Consider the following 19,285-nt stretch of genomic DNA (forward strand, 5'->3'; position numbering starts at 1 on the left):
ACTGTTCGAAGACCTTCGTTATCCCCGACCAGACAGGCGGGGCGGGATGCCTGTGCCTGACCGACCCGAAGCCTACCGCTATAACCGTGTCTGAAACGTTACCGTGTGAGATTCAACCCAAACGGGTCGTTTCGACAGGCCGAATCCATTGCGATGCCCCATAATTCACGGTTCGCGAAAAGATTCGGGTTTGGTCCGATGCCCAACTTCCTCAGAGGTAGGACGTGTCGTTGACCAACCGAACCGACGAACCGCCGTCCGGATAGAACTCCGCGATCGAGAGCGACGCCAGATCCAAGTGCAGGTGATACAGCAGCGACGGACCGACGCCGAGCGCCAACTGCAGCAACGTCTTGATGGGGGTCACATGGCTGACCACCACGATGTTCTGGCCGGGATACCGGGCGAGCAGATCGCGCCGCGCCGCCTCGACTCGTTCGCGCACCTGGTCGAAACTCTCGCCGTTCGGCGCGGGAGTCGAGGGATCGCCGAGCCAGCGGGCGTGTAGTTGCGGATCTCGTTGTGCCGCTTCCTGGAAGGTGAGACCCTCCCAGTCGCCGAAGTCGGTTTCGGTGAGGCCGTCGAGGACGCGCACCGGGATATCGAGTGCGGTCGCGGCGGCTTCGGCGGTCTCGCGGGCCCGGCCGAGCGGGGAGGTGACCACGGCGGCGATACCGCCCTTCGCGGCGAGCATTTTCGCGGCGCGGGCGGCCTGTTCACGGCCGAGGTCGGTGAGTGGCGGGTTGCCGCGGCCGGAGTAGCGGCGCTCTATCGAGAGGGCGGTTTGGCCGTGGCGCAGCAGGAGGAACCGGGTCGGGCGGCCCGTTGCGCCGGTCCAGGCGGGCGGGTTTTCGGCGGCTCGGGTATTCGATGCGGTCGACTGGGCATCCCGGGCCTCGTCGATCCAACTCGGCAGGTGCTCCTCCACGCCGCGCGCGGAGGGCTGCAGCTCGTCGGTCCAGCCGAGCAGCTGTTCTTCGGCCTCGCGCACCTCCTCCGCCAGGGTGGCGGCCGCTGCGCCCGCGTCGAGCAACTGCCGCTCGGCGGCGTGCACCTCGCCGATCAACGTGGCGTCATCCATCGCCTCGTTCGCCAGCCGGTCGGCATGGGAGTTCTCGGCGCGTGGAATCCAGGTGAAGGTCACACTGTCGAAGCCGGCGACGAGCCTGCGTGCCCGGTCGGCCAGTGGAATCATGGACGCGTGCTTGACCTTCCAGCGGCCGGACATCTGCTCGACCACCAGCTTGGAATCCATCCGCACCGACACCACGCGCGCGCCCAACTCAGCCGCCGCCTCCAAACCCGCGATGAGCCCGCGGTATTCGGCGACATTATTTGTGGTGATACCGACGTATTCCCTGCGCTCGGCGAGAATGCGGATGTGATCGGCATCGAAGACGACCGCGCCGTAACCGGCCGGCCCCGGATTGCCCCGGGAACCGCCATCGGCCTCGACGATCACCTCGTGCTCGGTCATTGTTTCCCTCGTCCTCTTCGACAGCCGACCATCCGTCGCTGGGAGCGGACCGACGCGAGTACTGATACCCGCACCGGAAACCTCACAAACCCGACTCTTTGGTGCGCACCAGGATCGCACCGCACTCCGGACACCGCATGATCACATCCGGCGCGGTCTTGGCGATCCGCGCGATCTCACCGCGGTCGAGTTCGATCCGGCACGCGCCGCACCGGCGGGCCTGCAGCAGCGCGGCGCCGACGCCGTGCTGGGTGCGCTGCCGGTCATAGATGCTCAGCAGTTCGCCCGGGAACAGCGCGACCAGATCCTTGCGGTCGGAATCGCAACGGCCCTGCGCCACATCGAGATCCGCCAGCGCCTCGTCGCGCAGGCGCTGCGCATCGGCCAGCTCCTGCTCGGTCTTGCTGAGCCGCGCACCCGCGTGATCATGATCGGATGCCGACGCCTCGCGGCGCTCCATCACCTCGAGCAACTCGTCCTCGAGCACCGAACGGCGTCGCTCCAAGCTGCCCAGCTCGTGCTGAATTTCCGACAGCTGTTTGGCGCCCACCGAACCGGCGGTCAGCATGCCGCGGTCGCGCTCCTCGCGTTTGCGCACCGCGTCGACCTCGCCCTCCAGCTTGCGGATATCGCGGTCGAGATCATCGAGCATGATCTCGACCGCTACCGCCGCATCCTTGTGCGCATTCCGCTCACCCTCGAGCCGCGCCACCTCCTGCTGCTCGGGCAGCACGGTGCGCCGATGCGCGATCCGCGTCAGTTCGGCGTCGACGGCGGCGAGCTGGAGCAGCTTGGCCTGGACAGGTGGTTCGACATTCAACGCGGACAAACTCCTGGACGCTGTGGACGGATGGGGGCACCCGAGGTGACGATGCCAGTCTTCAACCGTACCCCGGATGGTGGGCGATCCGGTCCGGGCCACGACTAGTGGCGGTGAAGTGTGTGGCAGAGAGGCGGGGCGGGGATTCCTACCACAGCCGTATCGCCGTCTCGGCGGGTATAAAGAAGCGGTACACCCCGCCAAGCTGCGCCCGTACGTGCCCGCTTTCTTCGCTGGCATGCGGTGAACATGCCCGACCCGCGTCGTGCACGCTCTCGGCGCGCCGGGGGCGGGCGAGACGCGATCAGCCGATCGCGACGGTGGTAGCTCGCTCAGTCAGCTGCCGGGGGCGCGGGTCTTGATGGCGTCGCGGGAGATGAAGACGTCGTAGGTGCCGGGGGTAGCGATTACGGCGTTGCCGTACGCGGAGCGGACGAAGGGGTCGGTCCACCATTTGTGGTTGCGCATATCGTTGAAGAAGTCCTGGTCGTCGCCGTTGACGAAGATCTGGTTCTGGGTGGTTGCGACGCCGTCGAGACGTTGGCCGTAGAGGCGGGTGACCTTGTAGCCGGAGTGGAAGCCGAGGGCATTCACCCAGGGCTTCAATTCGACGATATTGGCCTGCAGCACCCACAGGTCACCCTCGACCTGATATTTCTCGTGCTTGTCGGGATGATGCTCGTCGCCGTAGAGCGTGAGGTCGACCTCGAGCCGATGGTCTTGGCCCGCAACCTGATTCACCACCACGTGCGCTGCCTTGACCTCCCCGCTCAGTCCGAGGAATGTCTGCACGAGCGTGATCACCCACAGCAGCAGTACCGCGACGACCAGCAGCGCTAGTCCGCCCGCGCCGCGCCCGAGCAAAACCCGCAATCCGACCTTGCGCACCATGACGAGCGCCGATATCAGCAACGCGACCGCGACCAGGATGATCAGCATCAGACCGATCTGCACGATCCCGAAGTCCACCGGGTAGTTCATGCGGTAGTTGTACCCCGAGCGGGCGCGTCAACTCACCTGAACCAGCTGCCCTTCCGGCGAACGATCACGACACGCCCCGAACACGCCGTCGCACTGGATGGTTCGGCGCTGCAGGACTCCTGCACTGCAACCGGTGCTGCGGCCCCGAAGGCGCACCTCCGCCCCGCACATCCGTTGCGTGAACCGCACACTCGGTGCCAGTGATGCGGGAATTCTCAACCTCCGCATTGGCCAACGGAGTTCACGCGTCCAGTGTGCCGGTGGTCAGATGCTCACGGGGTTGGCGCCGATCGTCCAGGGATCGGTGCGGAGGGTGGAGACTCGAGTTTCGAGGTCGGGCAGGGCCGTTCGGACCACCGCCTGTGCCTGTGCGCACCAAGGGAATTCGGTTGCCCAGTGGGCGGCATCGATCAATGCGGGGCCGCCGCGGCGCAGGTGTTCGTCGACCGGGTGGTGGCGCAGATCGGAGGTGACGTACGCGTCGACACCGAGGCGCGCCACCGTACTCAGATAGGAGTCGCCCGCGCCACCGCATACCGCGACCGTGTGGATCATCCGGTCCGGGTCACCAGCGGCGCGCACACCCCAGGTCGTCGCGGGCAACGCCGCAGCGACCCGAGAGGTGAACTCGCGCAAGGACTCCGGTTCGGGCAGCGTGCCGACCCGACCGATGCCGAGTCCGGATGGCAGCGCGGCGCGCTCGGTGACGTGATAGGCGGGTTCTTCATAGGGATGGGCCGACCGCAGCGCCGCGAGCACGGCCGTGCGGGACGAGGGCGGTGCGATCACCTCGAGGCGGTCCTCATCGACCTGTTGCAACTCCCCGATGGCACCGATCGCCGGATTCGCCCCTTCGACCGGGCGAAACTGCCCGACGCCCGGTACCCGCAAAGCACAGTCACGGTAGGTCGCGCTGCCACCGGCCCCGGCGGCGAACAGCGCCGTCAGCACGGCATCCGCATGCGAGCGCGGCACCTGCACCACCCAGTTGTCCAGGGCGGCTCGCGGTTTCGCATCCAATGCGCCGGTGACCGTGAGCCCGAGCGCATCGGCCAGCGCATCGGAAACTCCGGGATCGGCGGAGTCCGCATTGGTATGCGCCGCGAACAACGCGCACCCGGACCGGATGAGCCGATGCAGCAGAGCACCTTTGGGTGTATCGGCCGCGACAGTATCGACGCCACGCAACAGCAGCGGGTGGTGCACCACCAAAGCCTGTGCCCGCCAATCGATCGCCTCGTCCACCACCGCCGCGGTGGCGTCGACCGCGAACAGCACCCGAGTCACCTCATCGCCCGGGTCGCCGCACACCAACCCCACCGAATCCCAGGACTCCGCCAACTTCGGCGGATAAGCCGCGTCGAGCACCCCGATGAGATCCGCCAGCGTCGTCACCATCCGCCTACCTCCATTTCTCGACCGACTGCACCATGATCGCTGGTCATCCAACCTCCGCCGGGTCCGGGACCAGCGCCATCCCGTCACGCCGCCTGCCATAACCCCGCGCATTTCTGTGCGGCTGGGGAATGCGGTCGACACCGAGCGCCCGATACGAACGATCCGCTTCGCCGGCACCGCCCGCGCATCGCACAAGGACCACCCCCTCTGGGCAGACATCAAACTCCTGCCACAACAATCCCGGCTACCAACCGATCGACCTCGGCTGGACCGCGAACGGCAACGCGCAGGTAATCCGGTCCGAGCCCCGGGAAGGTGTCGGCGCGGCGGACCGCGATTCCCTGATCTGCCAGGTGCTTGCGCAGCAGTTCACCGTCCGGCACGCGCAACAGTAGGAATGGTCCTTGGGCAGGGGTGTGGACGTGTATGCCCAGCGCGGTCAGTCGCTCGATCATCGAATCGCGGTGCGCGGCGATCGTATGTGCCCGCTGGTGGGCCGCATCGACCGCATTCGGCTCGGCGGTCGCGATGATCGCTTCCAGTTGCAGCGTGCCGAGCGGCCAGTGTGCGCGCCCGTGATTCAGGCGGGCCAGCAGTTCGGGTGCACCGAGGAAGTAGCCGGAGCGCAGGCCGGCCAACGCCCAGGTTTTGGTGAGACTGCGCAGGACGAGGATGTCCGGGGTGGCCGATGCGGCCAGTGACTCCGGCTCGCCCGGAATCGCATCGGCGAAGGCCTCGTCGACCACGATGACGCGGCCGGGTCGGCGCAGCGCGCGGACGGTGTCGGCGGGGTGCAGCACCGAGGTGGGGTTGGTCGGGTTGCCGAGCACCACCAGGTCGGCGGCGGCGGGGACGAGCGCCGGGTCGATGGTGTACGGCGCTTCGAGTACGACACGGGTCACCGGGATGCCGGCCTCGCGCAGTGCCAGCTCGGGTTCGGTGAACGAGGGGTGCAACACCGCGGCCAGTTGCGGCGCGAGTCGGGGCAGCATCACGAAGCCCTCGGCCGCACCCGCCAGCAGCAGTACTTCGTCGGTCGAGCGACCGTGGCGGGCCGCGACGGCCCTGCGTGCGGCGAGTTCGTCGGCCGTGCTCGGATACTTGCCGAGGTCGCCGAGTCGCGCGGCCAGTCGTTTCCGCAACCAGTCCGGCGGCGCACTGCCCTGCACATTCACCGCGAAATCGAGCATGCCGGGGCGCGCATCGACGTCACCGTGATGACGCAATTTCGCGTGATCGACACTCTGCGCTGACACGAGAAAACACCCTACGTGGCGGTCCATCGGGACGACCGGCCAGAATGGCTGTCGTGGGTGAGTTGCACGTGTCGTTCGTCTGTACCGGCAACATTTGTCGATCGCCGATGGCGGAGAAGATGTTCGCGGTACACCTGTACCGCGCGGGGCTCGCCGACCGGGTGCGGGTCAGCAGTGCGGGCACCGACGGCTGGCATGCCGGAGCCGACGCCGACGCCCGCACCAATGCCACCCTGCTCCGCCACGGCTATCCGACCGGCCACGTCGCCGCGAAATTCGGCAACCAGCACCGCGACGCCGACCTACTGGTCGCCCTCGACTCCGGCCACGAACGCCGCCTCGCCACCCTCGGCATCCCATCGGATCGCCGCCGCCTACTCCGCAGCTTCGACCCCGCTGCCGACGCCCTCGACGTCCCCGACCCGTACTACGGCGACACCGCCGACTTCGACCTGGTCCACGATCAGATCGCAGCCGCCATCCCTGGGCTGTTGGACTGGGTTCGTGCCACCCTCACCGCGCGTACCGGCGACACGGGCCGAGCCGCGGGCTCGGCCCCCACCGACGCATTCGACCGCGGCCTGACAGTCGACGCATCCCGAGACGTCGCCGCATCCGCGGACGGCTCCCTCGCTGTCGAAGAGCCCGGACGCAAATCGAACCAATCGGTCTCTTGCGAACCCGCCCCCGATGGACGCCTGTGATGCGCCGACTGACCTTCCTGTTGCGCCCGAGCTGGCTGATCCTGGCCGTGCTCGTGGCGGCCTTCGCCTACCTCTGCTTCACCGTGCTCGCACCATGGCAGCTCGGCAAGAACACCACCACCTCGCACCGCAACCAACTGATCGCCGATTCGGTGGACGCCGCCCCGATCGACATAGCCACGTTGCTGGACGACCAGAGCACCGATTCGCACGCCGAATGGCGACGTGTCACGGCGACCGGCAGCTATATGCCGAACTCGACCGTGCTGGTTCGCCTGCGCCACCTGGACGGCGCACCGGGCTACTCGGTGCTGGCCACCTTCAAACTCGACGACGGCCACATCCTGCTGATCGATCGCGGTCTCGTCGCGGCCGTCGACGGCTCCCGCCCACCGCAGATTCCGGACGCGCCCGCCGGGCCGCAGAAGGTCGAGGCGCGAATCCGGATGTCCGAGGGCGTCACCCCAGGTAAGGACCCGATGGTCCAGGACGGCTACCGCCAGGTGTATTCGGTGGACACCACACAGGAGATGAGCGTCCTGCAGGTGCCCCTCACCGTCATCCCCACCGGCGAACGCGGTGGCTACCTACAGCTCAGCGAAAACCAGCCCGGCGCCTTCACCCCGACCCCCCTCCCGCAACTCGACGCGGGCCCCTACCTCTCCTACGGCCTGCAATGGCTGGCCTTCGGCATCATGGCTCCCCTCGGCCTCGGCTACTTCATCTACGCCGAGATCCGCGAGCGCCGCAAAGGAAAGGCTACGGTTACCCCGGAACCAGCCCCGGCCGAAACCCCAACCCCCGCACCGGCATCCACCAACGAGCAGCGCTTGGCCGACCGCTACGGCGGTACTCGCTGAGCACTAGCCGAGCGGGTCAGCGACGCAGAATTGCCCAGAGCGCTGCGGTCAGGACCGCCCCGACCTGGATAGCCTCCGACATGCGTACCGCGCGACGCAGATCCGCGACCTGAGGCGCGGGACCGTCACCCAGGCTTGGACGCATTTCGATGCCGTGCCGGTACTGAGTCCGCCCGCCGAGGCGGACACCGAGCGCACCGGCCATCGCGGCCTCGACGACCCCAGCATTCGGGCTGGGGTGTTCGGCCGCGTCTCGTCGCCACACGTGCAGCACGTCGGCCGGATGACCGCCCACGGCAGAGGCCACGACGGCGGTGAGCATGCCGCTGACGCGCGCGGGCAACAGATTCGCCAGATCGTCGATACGAGCGGCGGCCCAACCGAAGCGGAGGTACCGCTCGTTGCGGTAGCCGATCATCGCGTCCAGCGTGTTGATCGCGCGATACCCGAGCAAGCCGGGCGTCCCGGCGATCGCACCCCACACCAGCGGGGCGACCGTCGCGTCAGAGGTGTTCTCGGCAATGGATTCCAATGCGGCACGGGCCAATCCGTCCGCATCGAGCACCTCCGGATCCCGTCCGCACAGCGAAGGCAGCAGCGCTCGCGCACCCGCCACATCACCGGATTCGAGCCGGTCGGCCATCTCCCGTCCAGCGCGCACGAGGCTGCGCCCGCCGAGCACCGTCCAGGTCGCCAGCGTGGTCGCAACTACCCCACCGCGCCGTAGCCCGAAGCCGAACGCCGTTGTCGCACCGACCAACACAAGTTCGTGCACGACTCCCGCCGAACGCCGATCGGCATAGGTAACCCGCTCCAGCGCACTTGCCGCCGTACCGAATCCGGCCACCGGATGCCACCGGCGTGGATCACCGAATACCCGGTCGAGGGCGAACCCGAGCACCAGCCCGACCGCCGTAGAAGTCCCCGTTCGCACCCGGCGAGGGTAGCCCGCCGCCACCTCCCACCCACGCCCACGCCCGTCGTACGTGTTCGCCCCAATGGGCGCTCGCATCCGCAACCGATGCGTACCGCTCGTATGGCCTTACGACCGATCCCCCTGCGCCCTCGGTGCCGAACGCGGAATTGTCCAGGTAGCACTGCGCCGCCAGCCGATCGCTGCTCGACCCGCCAACTCGCCCGGAGAGCGGTGCTGTCACACTCGCTAGCCCCGCGTCGTCATCAGGGTGACGACGCATAAGCTCGCCCCTGACGGGGCCGTACGACCGAACGGCGAGACCAGTGACTGCAGACCACTCCTACGAACCCATCGACCAGGCCGAGTTGGCTCGGCGTTTCGAGGAGCACCGGCCGTATCTGCGCAGGCTCGCCTACAGCACGCTCGGCACTCTCACCGATGCCGACGACGTGGTGCAGGAGGCGTGGCTACGGCTGCAGCGCCAGTACGAGGCCGGGACCGCGGGCGAGATCGAGAATCTGCGGGCCTGGCTTTCCACGGTCACCGGGCGGCTGGCCCTCGATCAGCTCGGTTCGGCCCGCGCCCGGCGCGAGCAGTATGTCGGTGAATGGTTGCCGGAACCCGAGGTCACCACCTGGGACGATCCGGCCGACCGGATCACCCAGGACGAGCGCGTCACCACGGCGCTGCTGGTCGTGCTGGAATCCCTCTCGCCCGCCGAGCGCACCGCATTCGTGTTGCAGGATGTGTTCGGTATGAGCGGCCCCGAGGTCGCCGAGGTCGTCGGGCGTACGCCTGCGGCCGTGCGCCAGCTCGCCTCGCGCGCACGCAAGCGCGTCGAGGACGGCACGCCCCGCTTCCCCGCCTCGCCCGACGAGCAGGAGAAGGTCGTCTCGGCCTTCGCGGTCGCCTGGCGCTCGGGTGATCTGAGCGCGCTGCTCGGCGTGCTCGACGCCAATGTCAGCCTGACCGCCGACGGCGGCGGCAAGGTCCCCGCGATCCGCCAGCCCGTGCGCGGCGCCGAACTCATCGCCAAGATGCTGCTCGGCTGGTACCACGCGCCGTCTGCGGCGGGCGCCTGGGGCCGCGCGGTCCTGGTCAACGGCGCGCCCGGTCTGGTCGTCTTCGACGGCACCCACACCGGCGTCTTCTCCTTCACCATCGACAGCGGCCGCATCGTCGCCATCAATGTCGTCCGCAATCCGGACAAGCTGCACGACCTCCCCACCGAAGGCGCCCCCGACTGGTACCTCGGCCCGAACGCCGAATAACCCACGCGGCCCGCACATTTCCATGTGCGGGCCGCTGTCGGCTAGGCGGGTGCTCGGTCCGCGGGCGCTTCTCGCTCGATATCAGTCCCGGATCGATCGCGCCGCAGCATGATGAGCCGGACACCGCGAGCGAGAAGGACGCCCGCGCCCGCCGACGCGGCAATGCCGAGAAATACCACGAGACCAGGCCAGACGTAGGTCACCTGGAGGAAAGTCGGGGCCCGGCCGCGGAAGACCAGACCAGCGAGCTGTGGTAGCGCGATGAGGATCGGGATCGGTGCGAGATAGGGCAATTGGCGCAGGGCGATCAGCCAGCTGGGCCGGGCGGTCTGCCGATCGGCCCAGCGGCGCGACCGCACCAGGCAGAGCACACCGAGAACGAGAGTCGCCAGCGTCAGCAGTGCCATGCCCCAGTCGGCGTAGATGCCCCACGGGCGGTGCACATCCGGTGACTCGCCCCTGGTCAGCTCGACCAAGCCCTGCGCGATGATCCTGGGATCGTCCTCGAGCGCCAAGCCGGTATCGGCTATGACAGCGATCCCGTATCCGGTGTCGGGCACCAAGACCTGTGCGGCGGTGTAGGTGAACCAGTCACCGTAGTGCACGATCTGATCGGATTGTTCGCGCTGCCAACCCATTCCGTACTCGTCGTCACCGACTCCCGAAGGTGTGTGCATCTCGGTCACCGCCGCCGCGGACACCACCCGGTGCCCATCTGGTGCCACACCACCGTTGTTCTGTGTGATCAGCCACGCGGCCAGGTCGGCGGCCGTGGTGATCACGCCGTGGCTACCACCGACGAACCAATCGGGCTCGGCAACCGGAATCGCGAAGCCGTATGCCCGAATGTATCCGTGCGTCACATCCTCGGCCTCGCGCGGCGAATTCACCGTCGTGCTGTCGCGCATCCCGATGGGCCCGAATACATTTCGCCGCATATAGTCCGCGAACGGTTCGCCGCTGACCACCTCCACCAGCCGAGCGGCCACCTGGTAGTTCGGGTTGTGATAGTGGAATTCCGTCCCCGGATCGGCGGCCAGTTTCGCCGCGTGTAGTCGCTCGACCGCCCCGGCCAGTGAATCCGCCTGCGGCCGCCGCAGGTCGGGAAATGCGGTATCCGACATTCCCGACGTCTGATTCAACAACTCCCGCACGGTGATCCGATCACCGCGCGAATCGGCCAACCGAAAGTCGCTGAGGTACTCACGCACCGGCGCGTCGAGCCGTACCTTGCCCGCATCGACCAACTGCAGCACGGCCAACGCCGTCATGGACTTGCTCACCGAAGCGATCGGCATGCGCGACGTCGCGCTGATCGCCGCACCGCTCGAATCGTGACCGTAGCCCGCGACATACACCACCCGATCCCCATGGGTAATGGCGATCGAAGCCCCCGGCAACCGTGTCCGGGAAAGGTATTCGGACATATACCGATCTACGTCGACCGGATCGACGCCCTGCGCCGGTGCCGCAACCGCCGTACCGACCGACGGCAACAGCACCAGCAGTAATGCGATCACCACTACCCGCCGCAGGTATTGCGCAGTCACCGCTTTCGCCCTTCTCATCGCGCGTCCGCGGGACCACCATCGCACCACCTCAGCCTGCCAACCCAACCGGCTCGGGCATCGTATATCCGTGCGCCGCCGCAACCTCCGCCGACAACAGCCGCCCGTTGTCCGCAGTGACCCCGTGGGCGAGATCGGGGTACACCGTGCACGCCTCCCGCCACCCGTGGTCGGCGATCGCACGCACATACGGCAGCGTGGCATTGGTGAGCGCGACGGTCGCGGTGTGCGGCACCGCACCCGGCATATTCGCCACACAGTAGTACAGCGAATCAGCCACGCGGAAAGTGGGATTCGCATGCGTCGTCGGATGTGAACCGGCGAAGCACCCGCCCTGATCGATGGCGATATCCACCAGCACCGACCCCGGCCGCATACCGCCGACCAGTTCCTCGGACACCAGCTTCGGTGCCCGCGCGCCGGGCACCAGCACCGAACCGATGACGAGATCTGCCGCCAGCACGGCCCGTTCGACCTCGACCGTATTCGAGGCCACCGTCGAGATACGCCCTTCGAACCGCGCGTCGAGCTCGCGCAGTCGCGTCAAATTCGTATCCAGCACAGTAACTTTCGCGCCCATCCCGGCCGCGACCGTGGCCGCGTTCGTCCCCGCGACACCACCGCCGAGCACCACCACATCGGCCGGAAGCACCCCCGGCACTCCGCCGAGCAATAGCCCGGCACCGCCGAGCGGCGCCATCATGTGATACGCGCCGACCTGTGGTCCGAGCTTGCCCGCGACCTCGCTCATCGGTGCGAGCAGCGGCAGCGACCCATCCGCGGCCCGCACCGTCTCGTAGGCGATCGCGGTGATTCCGGACCGCAGAATCGCATCGGTGCATTCGCGCGACGCGGCCAGATGCAGATAGGTGAACAGCACCTGCTCCCGCCGCAGCCGCGGATACTCCAGGGCCATCGGCTCCTTGACCTTCAGCACCAACTCGCCCTCCCACCACACCTGCTCGGCGGCGGGCACCATGCGGGCACCCGCGGCAACATAATCCGCATCCGAAAATCCGGACCCCACCCCCGCACCGGCCTGGATCAGCACCTCGTGCCCGTGCCGCACCAGTTCCCCGGCACCGGCCGGGGTCAGCGCCACTCGAAACTCCTGCTCCTTGACCTCCCGCGGAATTGCGATCCTCATATCGCCATCGTGGACCACCGACGGTCCCGGCGCCATGACCGCCGCGCTGAGCGCACCGCTGGTTTTCCGAGGGCGCTCACACGGTGAACGTCTCACCCCGCTTCGGAATGCGCAGCTGCTCGCCCCGCCCCGCGTACCCGAAATTCCGCTCCAGGCGCTCGAGCGTCTCGCTGAAATGCGCCCAGCCCTCGGCATGCACCGGCACGATCACCGCGTCACCCAATATCTCGGCGGCCTGCACCGCGGTACGGGCGTTCAGGGTGAGATCGATATCGCCGAACCGGCCGACATTCGCGGCACCGGCGAACAGGATCGCGATATCAATCCGGCCGATCCGCGCCACGATCTGCTCGACGACCTCGACCGAGGCATTGTCACCGGATACATACACGGTCGGCAGCCCCTCGGCCTGCAATACGAACCCGGTGACCACACCGGTCTGCGACTCGCACCCCTCGGGCCCGTGCAGTGCGGGCACGGCCGTCACGCGCACGTCACCCAACGTGACCGTCTCCCAATTCGCCAGTCCCCGAACACCTTCGATGCGATCGGCCGCATCCGGCGTCGACAAGACGGTCGGCACGGTCGAGAGGAATTCCCGGCCGGAATGATCCAAATTGTCGTCGTGCTGGTCGTGCGACAGCAGCACGACGTCCACCGGCCCCACCTGGTCCACCGAAACAGCGGGGCCGGTGAGCTTGTGCAGCGTGATCGGGCCGGGGTAATCACCCGGAGCGTCGAAGGTGGGGTCGGTCAGCCAAGTCAGGGTGCCGTACCGGAAGCGCAGGGTGGGCCCGCCGATGTGCAGGGCCTCGATGGTGGTGCGTGCAATCGTCTCGGTCATGGGATCAATACTTGTCGTCCCGATATTCGATCAATAGTGGCCCGCGAGCCGCTCAGCGATAAGATCGGGCCATGCGTTCCGTCGCCGCCCTGGCCTTCGACGGGGTTATCCCCTTCCATCTATCGGTACCGACGCTGGTCTTCGGCCGGGTCGGCACCGAGGGCACACCCGACTATCGCGTCGAGGTGTGCGCGGAAAACCCCGGCACCCTGCGGACCCCGGCCGGTTTCGACATCGTCGTGCAGACCGGGCTCGAAGCCTTCGAGCGGGCCGACATGGTGGTGATCCCGAGCTGGCAGCGCGATATGGACATCTCGGCCGAACTGCGCGACGCACTGCATCGAGCCCACGCCCGGGGCGCCCGGATCGTCGGCCTGTGCCTGGGTTCCTTCGCGGTGGCGGCGAGCGGTCTGGCGGACGGTCGGGAAATCACCACCCACTGGGCCGCGGCCGGCGATTTGGCCGCGACCTATCCGAAGGTCCGGGTCCGCGCCGACACCCTCTGGACCGACCTCGGCGATATCGTCACCTCCGCGGGCGTCGCCGCCGCCCTCGACTGCTGCCTGCACCTGGTCCGCGACGACCTCGGCAGCCGGGCCGCCACCGAACTGGCCAGGTCACTCGTGACCGCCCCGCACCGCAGCGGCTCCCAGGCTCAGTACATACCGGTCGCCGTACCAGAAGCCGCCGACGACGATCCGATCGAACGCGCAATGGTCTGGGCGCGAACGAATCTCGGCGAACCGATCGACCTGGACAATTGGGCTCGCATCGCGCTCATGTCGCGACGCACCTTCACCCGCCGCTTCCGCGAACGCACCGGAAACAGTCCACAACAATGGTTGCTGCAGCAACGCGCCGACCGCGCCCGGCTGCTCCTGGAATCCACCACCGACACCATGGATCGCATTGCCGCCGAGACCGGCTTCGGCACCGCGGTCAGCCTGCGCCACCACTTCCACCGCATCCTCGGCACCAGCCCGGCCGCGCACCGCGCGCTGTTCGCGGGCACGCCGGTCCCGGCGGAGTAGCGCGGCGCCGGCTGCGTTCGTCCACCCCGCCGGCTCCGCCGCTTTCGGTCCCCTTATGTTTTCGGCATGAGGATCGAGGTAAGCGGACATACGCCCGAAATCGACGAGACCGCGTGGATCGCTCCGAATGCCACGGTAATCGGACGCGTGCAACTCGCCGCCGAGGTGAGCATCTGGTACAGCGCGGTTCTGCGCGGTGACCTCGAGGCGATCAGCATCGGCGCGCGCACCAATATTCAGGACGGCTGCGTACTGCACGCCGACCCCGGCTTCCCGCTGACCGTCGGCACCGGAGTTTCGGTGGGACACAATGCGATCCTGCACGGCTGCACCGTCGGCGACGATGTGCTCGTCGGCATGGGGGCCACGGTGCTCAATGGTGCGGTCATCGGCGCGGGCAGTCTGATCGCCGCCAATGCCCTGATTCCGGAGGGTGCGCAGATTCCGCCCGGCTCGCTCGTCGCGGGGGTGCCCGGCAAGGTGCGCCGCGAGTTGAGCGAGGCCGAGCAGGACGGCATCCGACTCAATAGCGCTGTGTACCTACACAACATGGCCAACCACCGAGACGCGAAACAGGTGTGAGACAGAACACACTGATCAATTGACCAAACTAAATCGCTGATAGCATTCTGCCAGCGTGCCCGGTATCCCGGGGTCTCCCGCCGACACAGCTGTCGAGTGGCCTGTAGCGCGGAGGGCGAGCCCACCGGGATGGTGGCCGCAGAGCGTGCAGGCAGGAGGTAACACGGTGGCGTACGTGCAGCAGATTATGCACCAGCCGTCGGGGCGGATCAGCGTGGCCGATATCGCGGCCCAGCCGGGTGGGATCGAGGCGCTACAGCGGCGAGTGCACGAGTTGCGCTCCAGCGGGGTGGATTTCGCCGCCAATGCGATCGAAAAGGAGATGGCGGAACTGGATCTGCCGCGCACATAGGCGCGCTTGCGCCTGTCGTCGGTCGAGCTCTGGTGCCGATCCGCGGTCGAACCGCCGCGACCCGGTGAAATAATGAACGGCACGCACCCGCACCGTCGCGACGCCCAGACACCATCGGCGTCCCGAGCCGATTCGACTGGAGCTTCGATGCCGACCGTTCCGCCCATCCTCCAGCGCATTCTGGAAAAGCCCGTCAGCGACGGTGAGAAGCTGCTGGAGAGCGCGCTGTCGGCGTTCCTGGACTTCGGCATCAAACGCACCAGCATGGGCGAGATCGCCCGGCGCGCCGGAATCAGCCCGGCCACCCTGTATCGCCGCTTCGAATCGAAGAACGATCTGGTCGAGGCGGTCAGCGTGCGCGAGGCACAGCGTTTCGTCGCCGAGATCGATAAGCGGGTGCAGAAGGTCGACGGCGTCGAGGAACAGCTGATCGAGATCTTCGTCGCGGTCATCACCGAGATCGCGGGCAACGAACTGTTGCGGCGGCTGCTGCGCACCGAACCCGATCTCATCCTGCCCCGATTGACTACCGAGGCCGGACCGATCATCGCGGTCGGGCGCACCTATCTGGCGGAGAAACTGCGGGAACTCCGCAGCGGCGCGGATGACGACTTCGACTTCGAACTCGTTGCCGAGATCATGGCGCGGCTGGCCCTGTCGCTGGCATTGACGCCCGATGGGCTCATTCCGATCGATGATGTGGCGGCCGGTCGGGATTTCGCGCGACGCACGTTGCTGCCGATGGTCGGTGTCCGGGCCACCGCATAACTCAACGCATTTCGAACATCCGGGTGCCGAAGGCGGCCGCCACCCATTCATCGAGCAGGCGGAGCGCATTCGCGTCGGGCTCCCTGCCGTCGTCGATGAATTCCCGCACCAGTTCGACGACGCCACCGGCCCGCATCGTGGTCGGATCCGGCAGCGGCAGCCGCGACACATACTGGGTGATCCACCGCCGCCGACCCGAATACAGCCGATTCCCGCACACCGCATCGTAGAACCGCAGGCCCAGCGCCGAATTCGCGACGCCCATCAGCAAATACGCCAACCGCTCCGCGGCCCCGTCCACGCCGAGATCGGCCAGCGATATCCAATAGCAATCCCCGTTCACCACCGCCCCGGACCGATCCAGGGCGAATCGCGGCCGCGCGCTGATATCGGGGAAGACCACCTTCGGCACCCGCCACAGATGCGGTCGCTGCGGCACCCAGATCTCGAACCACTGTCTGCCGCTGTCGGTCAGATACTTCCGGCCTGCCAACGTCTCCCGATGCGACTCCAAATATGCCGCTGCTCCGGGAAATTCTCGCAGGTCAACCGGCATCCGCGCGGGTTGCGCTGTGTCGTATGGATACAGCACCCGTACGTCGCGCTCACGCGAGATCCGCCACGGATCGACATCCTGATGGGTGATCAAATCGAATAGCAACTCCCCCTCCGGCCGCGGCCGCACCTGCGCCCACCGATCGGAAATGAACACCCGATCCGCAGTTGTCTTGATCCCCACCCGAATCCGCCCCACGGCGCCGAAGGTCCGCCAGGTCCCCGCCTGCACCTCGGCCAGCCACCTGTCGACCGCCGGCCGGGACATTCGCCACGCGCCGCTGTGCGCGTCCGCGTCACAGGCAACGGTTTCGGGCGCGTCCACATCGTCACCACGACCGGAAGTGGCAACCCGCCAGGCGACTACCTGGCCCGATACCACCGGATCGCTGCGGCTTGCTCGATCACCCGGTGTCCGATCGCCGGATGGCCCACGGATCACAGCCTGATCGCCCGTCGCCAACGTACCGACCTCGACCGCGAAAGTGCGCCCGCAGTGCTCGACACAGTGACTGTGTTCGGCCGCCAGCGCCTCGAAAAGATCTGTTCCGCCGACGATTTCGGCGGCATCGACCTCGTAGGCCGAAACATAGCGGCAGACCGCGCGGGCTGCCGTCCGGGTGGCGATGGTGACCGCGGGCAGCACCGCCGCCTCGAACAACTTCGTATCACCGAGGTCGTACAGCTCGACCGGAGCCAATTCGGTGCGCAGGAGGCTGCGAATATTCGCACCGGCCTTCGTGGTGAGAAACCGATTGGCACAGAGCAACCCGAGCACCCCACCCGGCCGCAGCAGGCGCGGCGCGACCGCGACGAACGGGTGGGTGAGATCGATCCGGCCCTGCAACCCGAATTGCTTGCTCAGCAACTGCGCGGTCGGCCCACCCAACTGCTGAGTCCGCACATACGGCGGATTGGTGATGATCGCATCGAACGACCCCGTCGCGATCCCCGCGGACTCGGTCAGGAAATCCCCGATATGCCACTCGATCGCGACCCCAGCGGCCGCCGCCCGCTCCCGCGCAACCGCCACCCCGGCCGCATCCAGGTCGTACCCCACCAATTCCACCCGCACCCCCGGCACCGACTCCCCCGCAACCTGATCCAGCGCGAGTAGCAGCTCACCGTCCCCGCAGGCCGGATCGAGCACCCGGAGCACCCCTGCGCCCGGCGCACGGCCCCCGGCGCCGAGGGCTGTCGTGTCCCGCACCCCTGCATCGGACGTCGCGGCCCCGGATAACGCGTCCCGTCGCGCCTGCTGAACAGGTCCCGACACTGCAGCCCGCACGTCCGGCGCCACAGCATGAGCGGCTCCCGACGTCCCTGCGTCAGCCGATAGCGGCGCATGTTCGAGCAGCCGCTGCGCGAGAAAGCGCGCCAGGGCGGGTGGCGTGTAGTGCCTACCGTGCCGTTTGCGGTCGCGCGCGGCCGGCTCGCCGGGAGTCATGCCTGGGATTCTGCCTCGTCACGGCCCGACCGAGGCGGTAACGCGGTCGACCGGATCTCGCGTCGTCGCGGGCGGACGCACGGCGCGGCGGCCGGCGAACCGACGCATCAGCGGTTCGTCCACCCAGCGGTAGATCGCGGCCGCCGCCGCAATTGCGACGATCAGGCTCAGCCCGGCGAACCCCAGCCAGCCCAGTGGGCCGAATTGCCGCCCACCGATGTACAACCGGGTGATCAGTGTGGGCCGTGCCTCGGCGGGATCCGCCGTGGGCTCGGTACTCACTTCCCGTACCGCTCGTACAGCGCTCCAGCGGTCACCGAATCCCCGTACGCCGATGGATGAAACGGAATCCCGACCGCCCGAACCTCGCTTCCGGCGCTCCGCGCGCCGCGTATCCCGAAGTGGGCCAAGCATTTTCGCTATCGGGACCGGTCAATGCGTATGCACCCCAACCGGTTCCACGAATGTAACCGCCATATTAACTCCGGCAAGCAACACCACACGCCCGATGATCCCACCTCGCCGATTCCAAAAAGAGACCAGCGATGCTAGCGTTCAGTCTCGAAATAAGACCAACTCGAGGGGTACCCATGAGCCCGACCAGCCTGCAGACCGACGAGTTCACGACATTGAGCCAGATCCTCGACAGCAGATGGACCTGTCGTCAGTTCAAATCCGACCGGGTCCCCCGCGACACCATCGAGGCGCTACTGCGACTGGCCCAGCGCACCCCGTCCTGGTGCAATACCCAGCCCTGGCAGATCGTGCTCACCGAGGGCGCAGGCACCGACCGATTCCGCAAGGAACTGCTCGAACACGTCGCAATCGCCGCGCCGGAACCGGATTTCGCCTTTCCCGCGCAGTACACCGGCGCCTACCGCGACCGTCGACGCGCATGCGGCCTGCAGCTCTACGACAGCGTCGGCATCGTAAAGGGTGATCAGGCAGGCACCATGCGCCAAGCCATGCGCAACTTCGAACTCTTCGACGCCCCGCACGTCGCGATCGTCACCACCGAGGCCGACCTCGGCGTCTACGGCGCCATCGACTGCGGCCTCTACATCGGCACCTTCCTCCTCGCGGCCCAGAGCCTCGGCCTCGGCGCCGCACCCCAAGCCGCCCTCGCCTCCTACTCGCCCTTTCTGCACACCTACTTCGACCTGCCCGAACACCGCCGAGTGGTCGCCGCGATCTCCTTCGGCTATCCGGACCCGGACCACCCGGTCAATGCCTTCCGCACCGCCCGCGAAGACCTGGACCAGGTCGCAACCTGGCACAGCGCCTGACGCCGCGATCCCCGACTCGCAG

18 protein-coding genes and 1 pseudogene are annotated in these 19,285 nt (G+C 67.5%); 8 read left to right on the forward strand and 11 right to left on the reverse strand.

Translation table 11 applies throughout. The annotated features are described in order from the left end of the window. Positions 1 to 211: 211 nt before the first annotated feature. From ACQPYR_RS32115 to cobC, 5 genes are all read right to left on the reverse strand, one after another. Positions 212 to 1,477, reverse strand: a complete 1,266-nt coding sequence (locus ACQPYR_RS32115) for a bifunctional RNase H/acid phosphatase (RefSeq protein ID WP_433622613.1) — start codon at positions 1,475 to 1,477, stop codon at positions 212 to 214. An 82-nt stretch (positions 1,478 to 1,559) separates the two neighbouring features. Beyond that, positions 1,560 to 2,297, reverse strand: a complete 738-nt coding sequence (locus ACQPYR_RS32120; RefSeq protein WP_364476743.1) for a zinc ribbon domain-containing protein — start codon at positions 2,295 to 2,297, stop codon at positions 1,560 to 1,562. A 336-nt stretch (positions 2,298 to 2,633) separates the two neighbouring features. Continuing rightward, positions 2,634 to 3,278 carry a hypothetical protein gene (locus ACQPYR_RS32125; protein ID WP_063040430.1) on the reverse strand — a complete coding sequence of 215 codons (645 nt, stop codon included), beginning with the start codon at positions 3,276 to 3,278 and terminating at the stop codon, positions 2,634 to 2,636. Between the two features lie 264 nt (positions 3,279 to 3,542). Beyond that, entirely contained in the window at positions 3,543 to 4,676 is a 1,134-nt protein-coding gene (locus tag ACQPYR_RS32130; RefSeq protein ID WP_433622614.1) for a Nif3-like dinuclear metal center hexameric protein, read from the reverse strand. A 218-nt stretch (positions 4,677 to 4,894) separates the two neighbouring features. Then, positions 4,895 to 5,932: an Rv2231c family pyridoxal phosphate-dependent protein CobC gene (gene cobC, locus ACQPYR_RS32135; RefSeq protein WP_433622615.1), complete on the reverse strand. Its 1,038-nt coding sequence runs from the start codon at positions 5,930 to 5,932 to the stop codon at positions 4,895 to 4,897. Between the two features lie 44 nt (positions 5,933 to 5,976). Between cobC and ACQPYR_RS32140 the strand changes: the two are divergent. Both ACQPYR_RS32140 and ACQPYR_RS32145 read left to right on the forward strand, forming a co-directional pair. Next, a pseudogene (locus tag ACQPYR_RS32140) lies at positions 5,977 to 6,438 on the forward strand (low molecular weight protein-tyrosine-phosphatase); the annotation flags it as partial. Positions 6,439 to 6,635: 197 nt separating this feature from the next. Then, the gene (locus tag ACQPYR_RS32145; RefSeq protein WP_433622616.1) at positions 6,636 to 7,496 is read left to right on the forward strand and encodes an SURF1 family cytochrome oxidase biogenesis protein; all 861 of its coding nucleotides are present in this window, start codon (positions 6,636 to 6,638) and stop codon (positions 7,494 to 7,496) included. A gap of 16 nt (positions 7,497 to 7,512) precedes the next feature. Here the strand turns inward: ACQPYR_RS32145 and ACQPYR_RS32150 are convergent, their stop codons facing one another. Beyond that, on the reverse strand, positions 7,513 to 8,430 hold the full coding sequence (locus ACQPYR_RS32150; protein ID WP_433622617.1) for a cobalamin biosynthesis protein: 918 nt from the start codon (positions 8,428 to 8,430) through the stop codon (positions 7,513 to 7,515). A 305-nt stretch (positions 8,431 to 8,735) separates the two neighbouring features. Between ACQPYR_RS32150 and sigJ the strand changes: the two genes are divergently transcribed. Then, on the forward strand, positions 8,736 to 9,683 hold the full coding sequence (gene sigJ, locus ACQPYR_RS32155; protein ID WP_433622618.1) for an RNA polymerase sigma factor SigJ: 948 nt from the start codon (positions 8,736 to 8,738) through the stop codon (positions 9,681 to 9,683). A 41-nt stretch (positions 9,684 to 9,724) separates the two neighbouring features. On the opposite strand, the gene ACQPYR_RS32160 is transcribed toward sigJ, so the two are convergent. From ACQPYR_RS32160 to ACQPYR_RS32170, 3 genes are all read right to left on the reverse strand, one after another. Further along, entirely contained in the window at positions 9,725 to 11,233 is a 1,509-nt protein-coding gene (locus ACQPYR_RS32160; protein ID WP_433622619.1) for a serine hydrolase domain-containing protein, read from the reverse strand. 49 nt (positions 11,234 to 11,282) lie between these two features. Further along, the gene (gene ald / locus ACQPYR_RS32165) at positions 11,283 to 12,398 is read right to left on the reverse strand and encodes an alanine dehydrogenase (protein ID WP_433622620.1); all 1,116 of its coding nucleotides are present in this window, start codon (positions 12,396 to 12,398) and stop codon (positions 11,283 to 11,285) included. A 76-nt stretch (positions 12,399 to 12,474) separates the two neighbouring features. Next, on the reverse strand, positions 12,475 to 13,242 hold the full coding sequence (locus ACQPYR_RS32170) for an MBL fold metallo-hydrolase (RefSeq protein ID WP_433622621.1): 768 nt from the start codon (positions 13,240 to 13,242) through the stop codon (positions 12,475 to 12,477). A 71-nt stretch (positions 13,243 to 13,313) separates the two neighbouring features. Between ACQPYR_RS32170 and ACQPYR_RS32175 the strand changes: the two genes are divergently transcribed. The 4 genes from ACQPYR_RS32175 (at position 13,314) to ACQPYR_RS32190 (ending at position 15,975) form a co-directional block, all read left to right on the forward strand. Beyond that, positions 13,314 to 14,273: a GlxA family transcriptional regulator gene (locus tag ACQPYR_RS32175; RefSeq protein ID WP_433622622.1), complete on the forward strand. Its 960-nt coding sequence runs from the start codon at positions 13,314 to 13,316 to the stop codon at positions 14,271 to 14,273. A gap of 66 nt (positions 14,274 to 14,339) precedes the next feature. Next, positions 14,340 to 14,855 (forward strand): gamma carbonic anhydrase family protein, encoded by a 516-nt coding sequence (locus tag ACQPYR_RS32180; protein ID WP_433622623.1) that lies wholly within the window; start codon positions 14,340 to 14,342, stop codon positions 14,853 to 14,855. A gap of 175 nt (positions 14,856 to 15,030) precedes the next feature. Then, the gene (locus ACQPYR_RS32185) at positions 15,031 to 15,207 is read left to right on the forward strand and encodes a hypothetical protein (RefSeq protein ID WP_433622624.1); all 177 of its coding nucleotides are present in this window, start codon (positions 15,031 to 15,033) and stop codon (positions 15,205 to 15,207) included. A 147-nt stretch (positions 15,208 to 15,354) separates the two neighbouring features. Further along, the gene (locus tag ACQPYR_RS32190) at positions 15,355 to 15,975 is read left to right on the forward strand and encodes a TetR/AcrR family transcriptional regulator (protein WP_387294755.1); all 621 of its coding nucleotides are present in this window, start codon (positions 15,355 to 15,357) and stop codon (positions 15,973 to 15,975) included. Position 15,976: 1 nt separating this feature from the next. Here the strand turns inward: ACQPYR_RS32190 and ACQPYR_RS32195 are convergent, their stop codons facing one another. Then, on the reverse strand, positions 15,977 to 17,977 hold the full coding sequence (locus ACQPYR_RS32195) for an Eco57I restriction-modification methylase domain-containing protein (RefSeq protein WP_433622625.1): 2,001 nt from the start codon (positions 17,975 to 17,977) through the stop codon (positions 15,977 to 15,979). An 18-nt stretch (positions 17,978 to 17,995) separates the two neighbouring features. Beyond that, positions 17,996 to 18,259 (reverse strand): hypothetical protein, encoded by a 264-nt coding sequence (locus tag ACQPYR_RS32200; RefSeq protein WP_433622626.1) that lies wholly within the window; start codon positions 18,257 to 18,259, stop codon positions 17,996 to 17,998. 308 nt (positions 18,260 to 18,567) lie between these two features. Between ACQPYR_RS32200 and ACQPYR_RS32205 the strand changes: the two genes are divergently transcribed. Then, complete coding sequence (locus ACQPYR_RS32205) at positions 18,568 to 19,263, forward strand: nitroreductase (RefSeq protein WP_433622627.1); 696 nt, start codon at positions 18,568 to 18,570, stop codon at positions 19,261 to 19,263. The last annotated feature ends 22 nt before the right edge of the window (positions 19,264 to 19,285 follow it).

The sequence above is a fragment of the Nocardia sp. CA-120079 genome (genome assembly GCF_050955745.1).
GTDB lineage: Bacteria > Actinomycetota > Actinomycetes > Mycobacteriales > Mycobacteriaceae > Nocardia.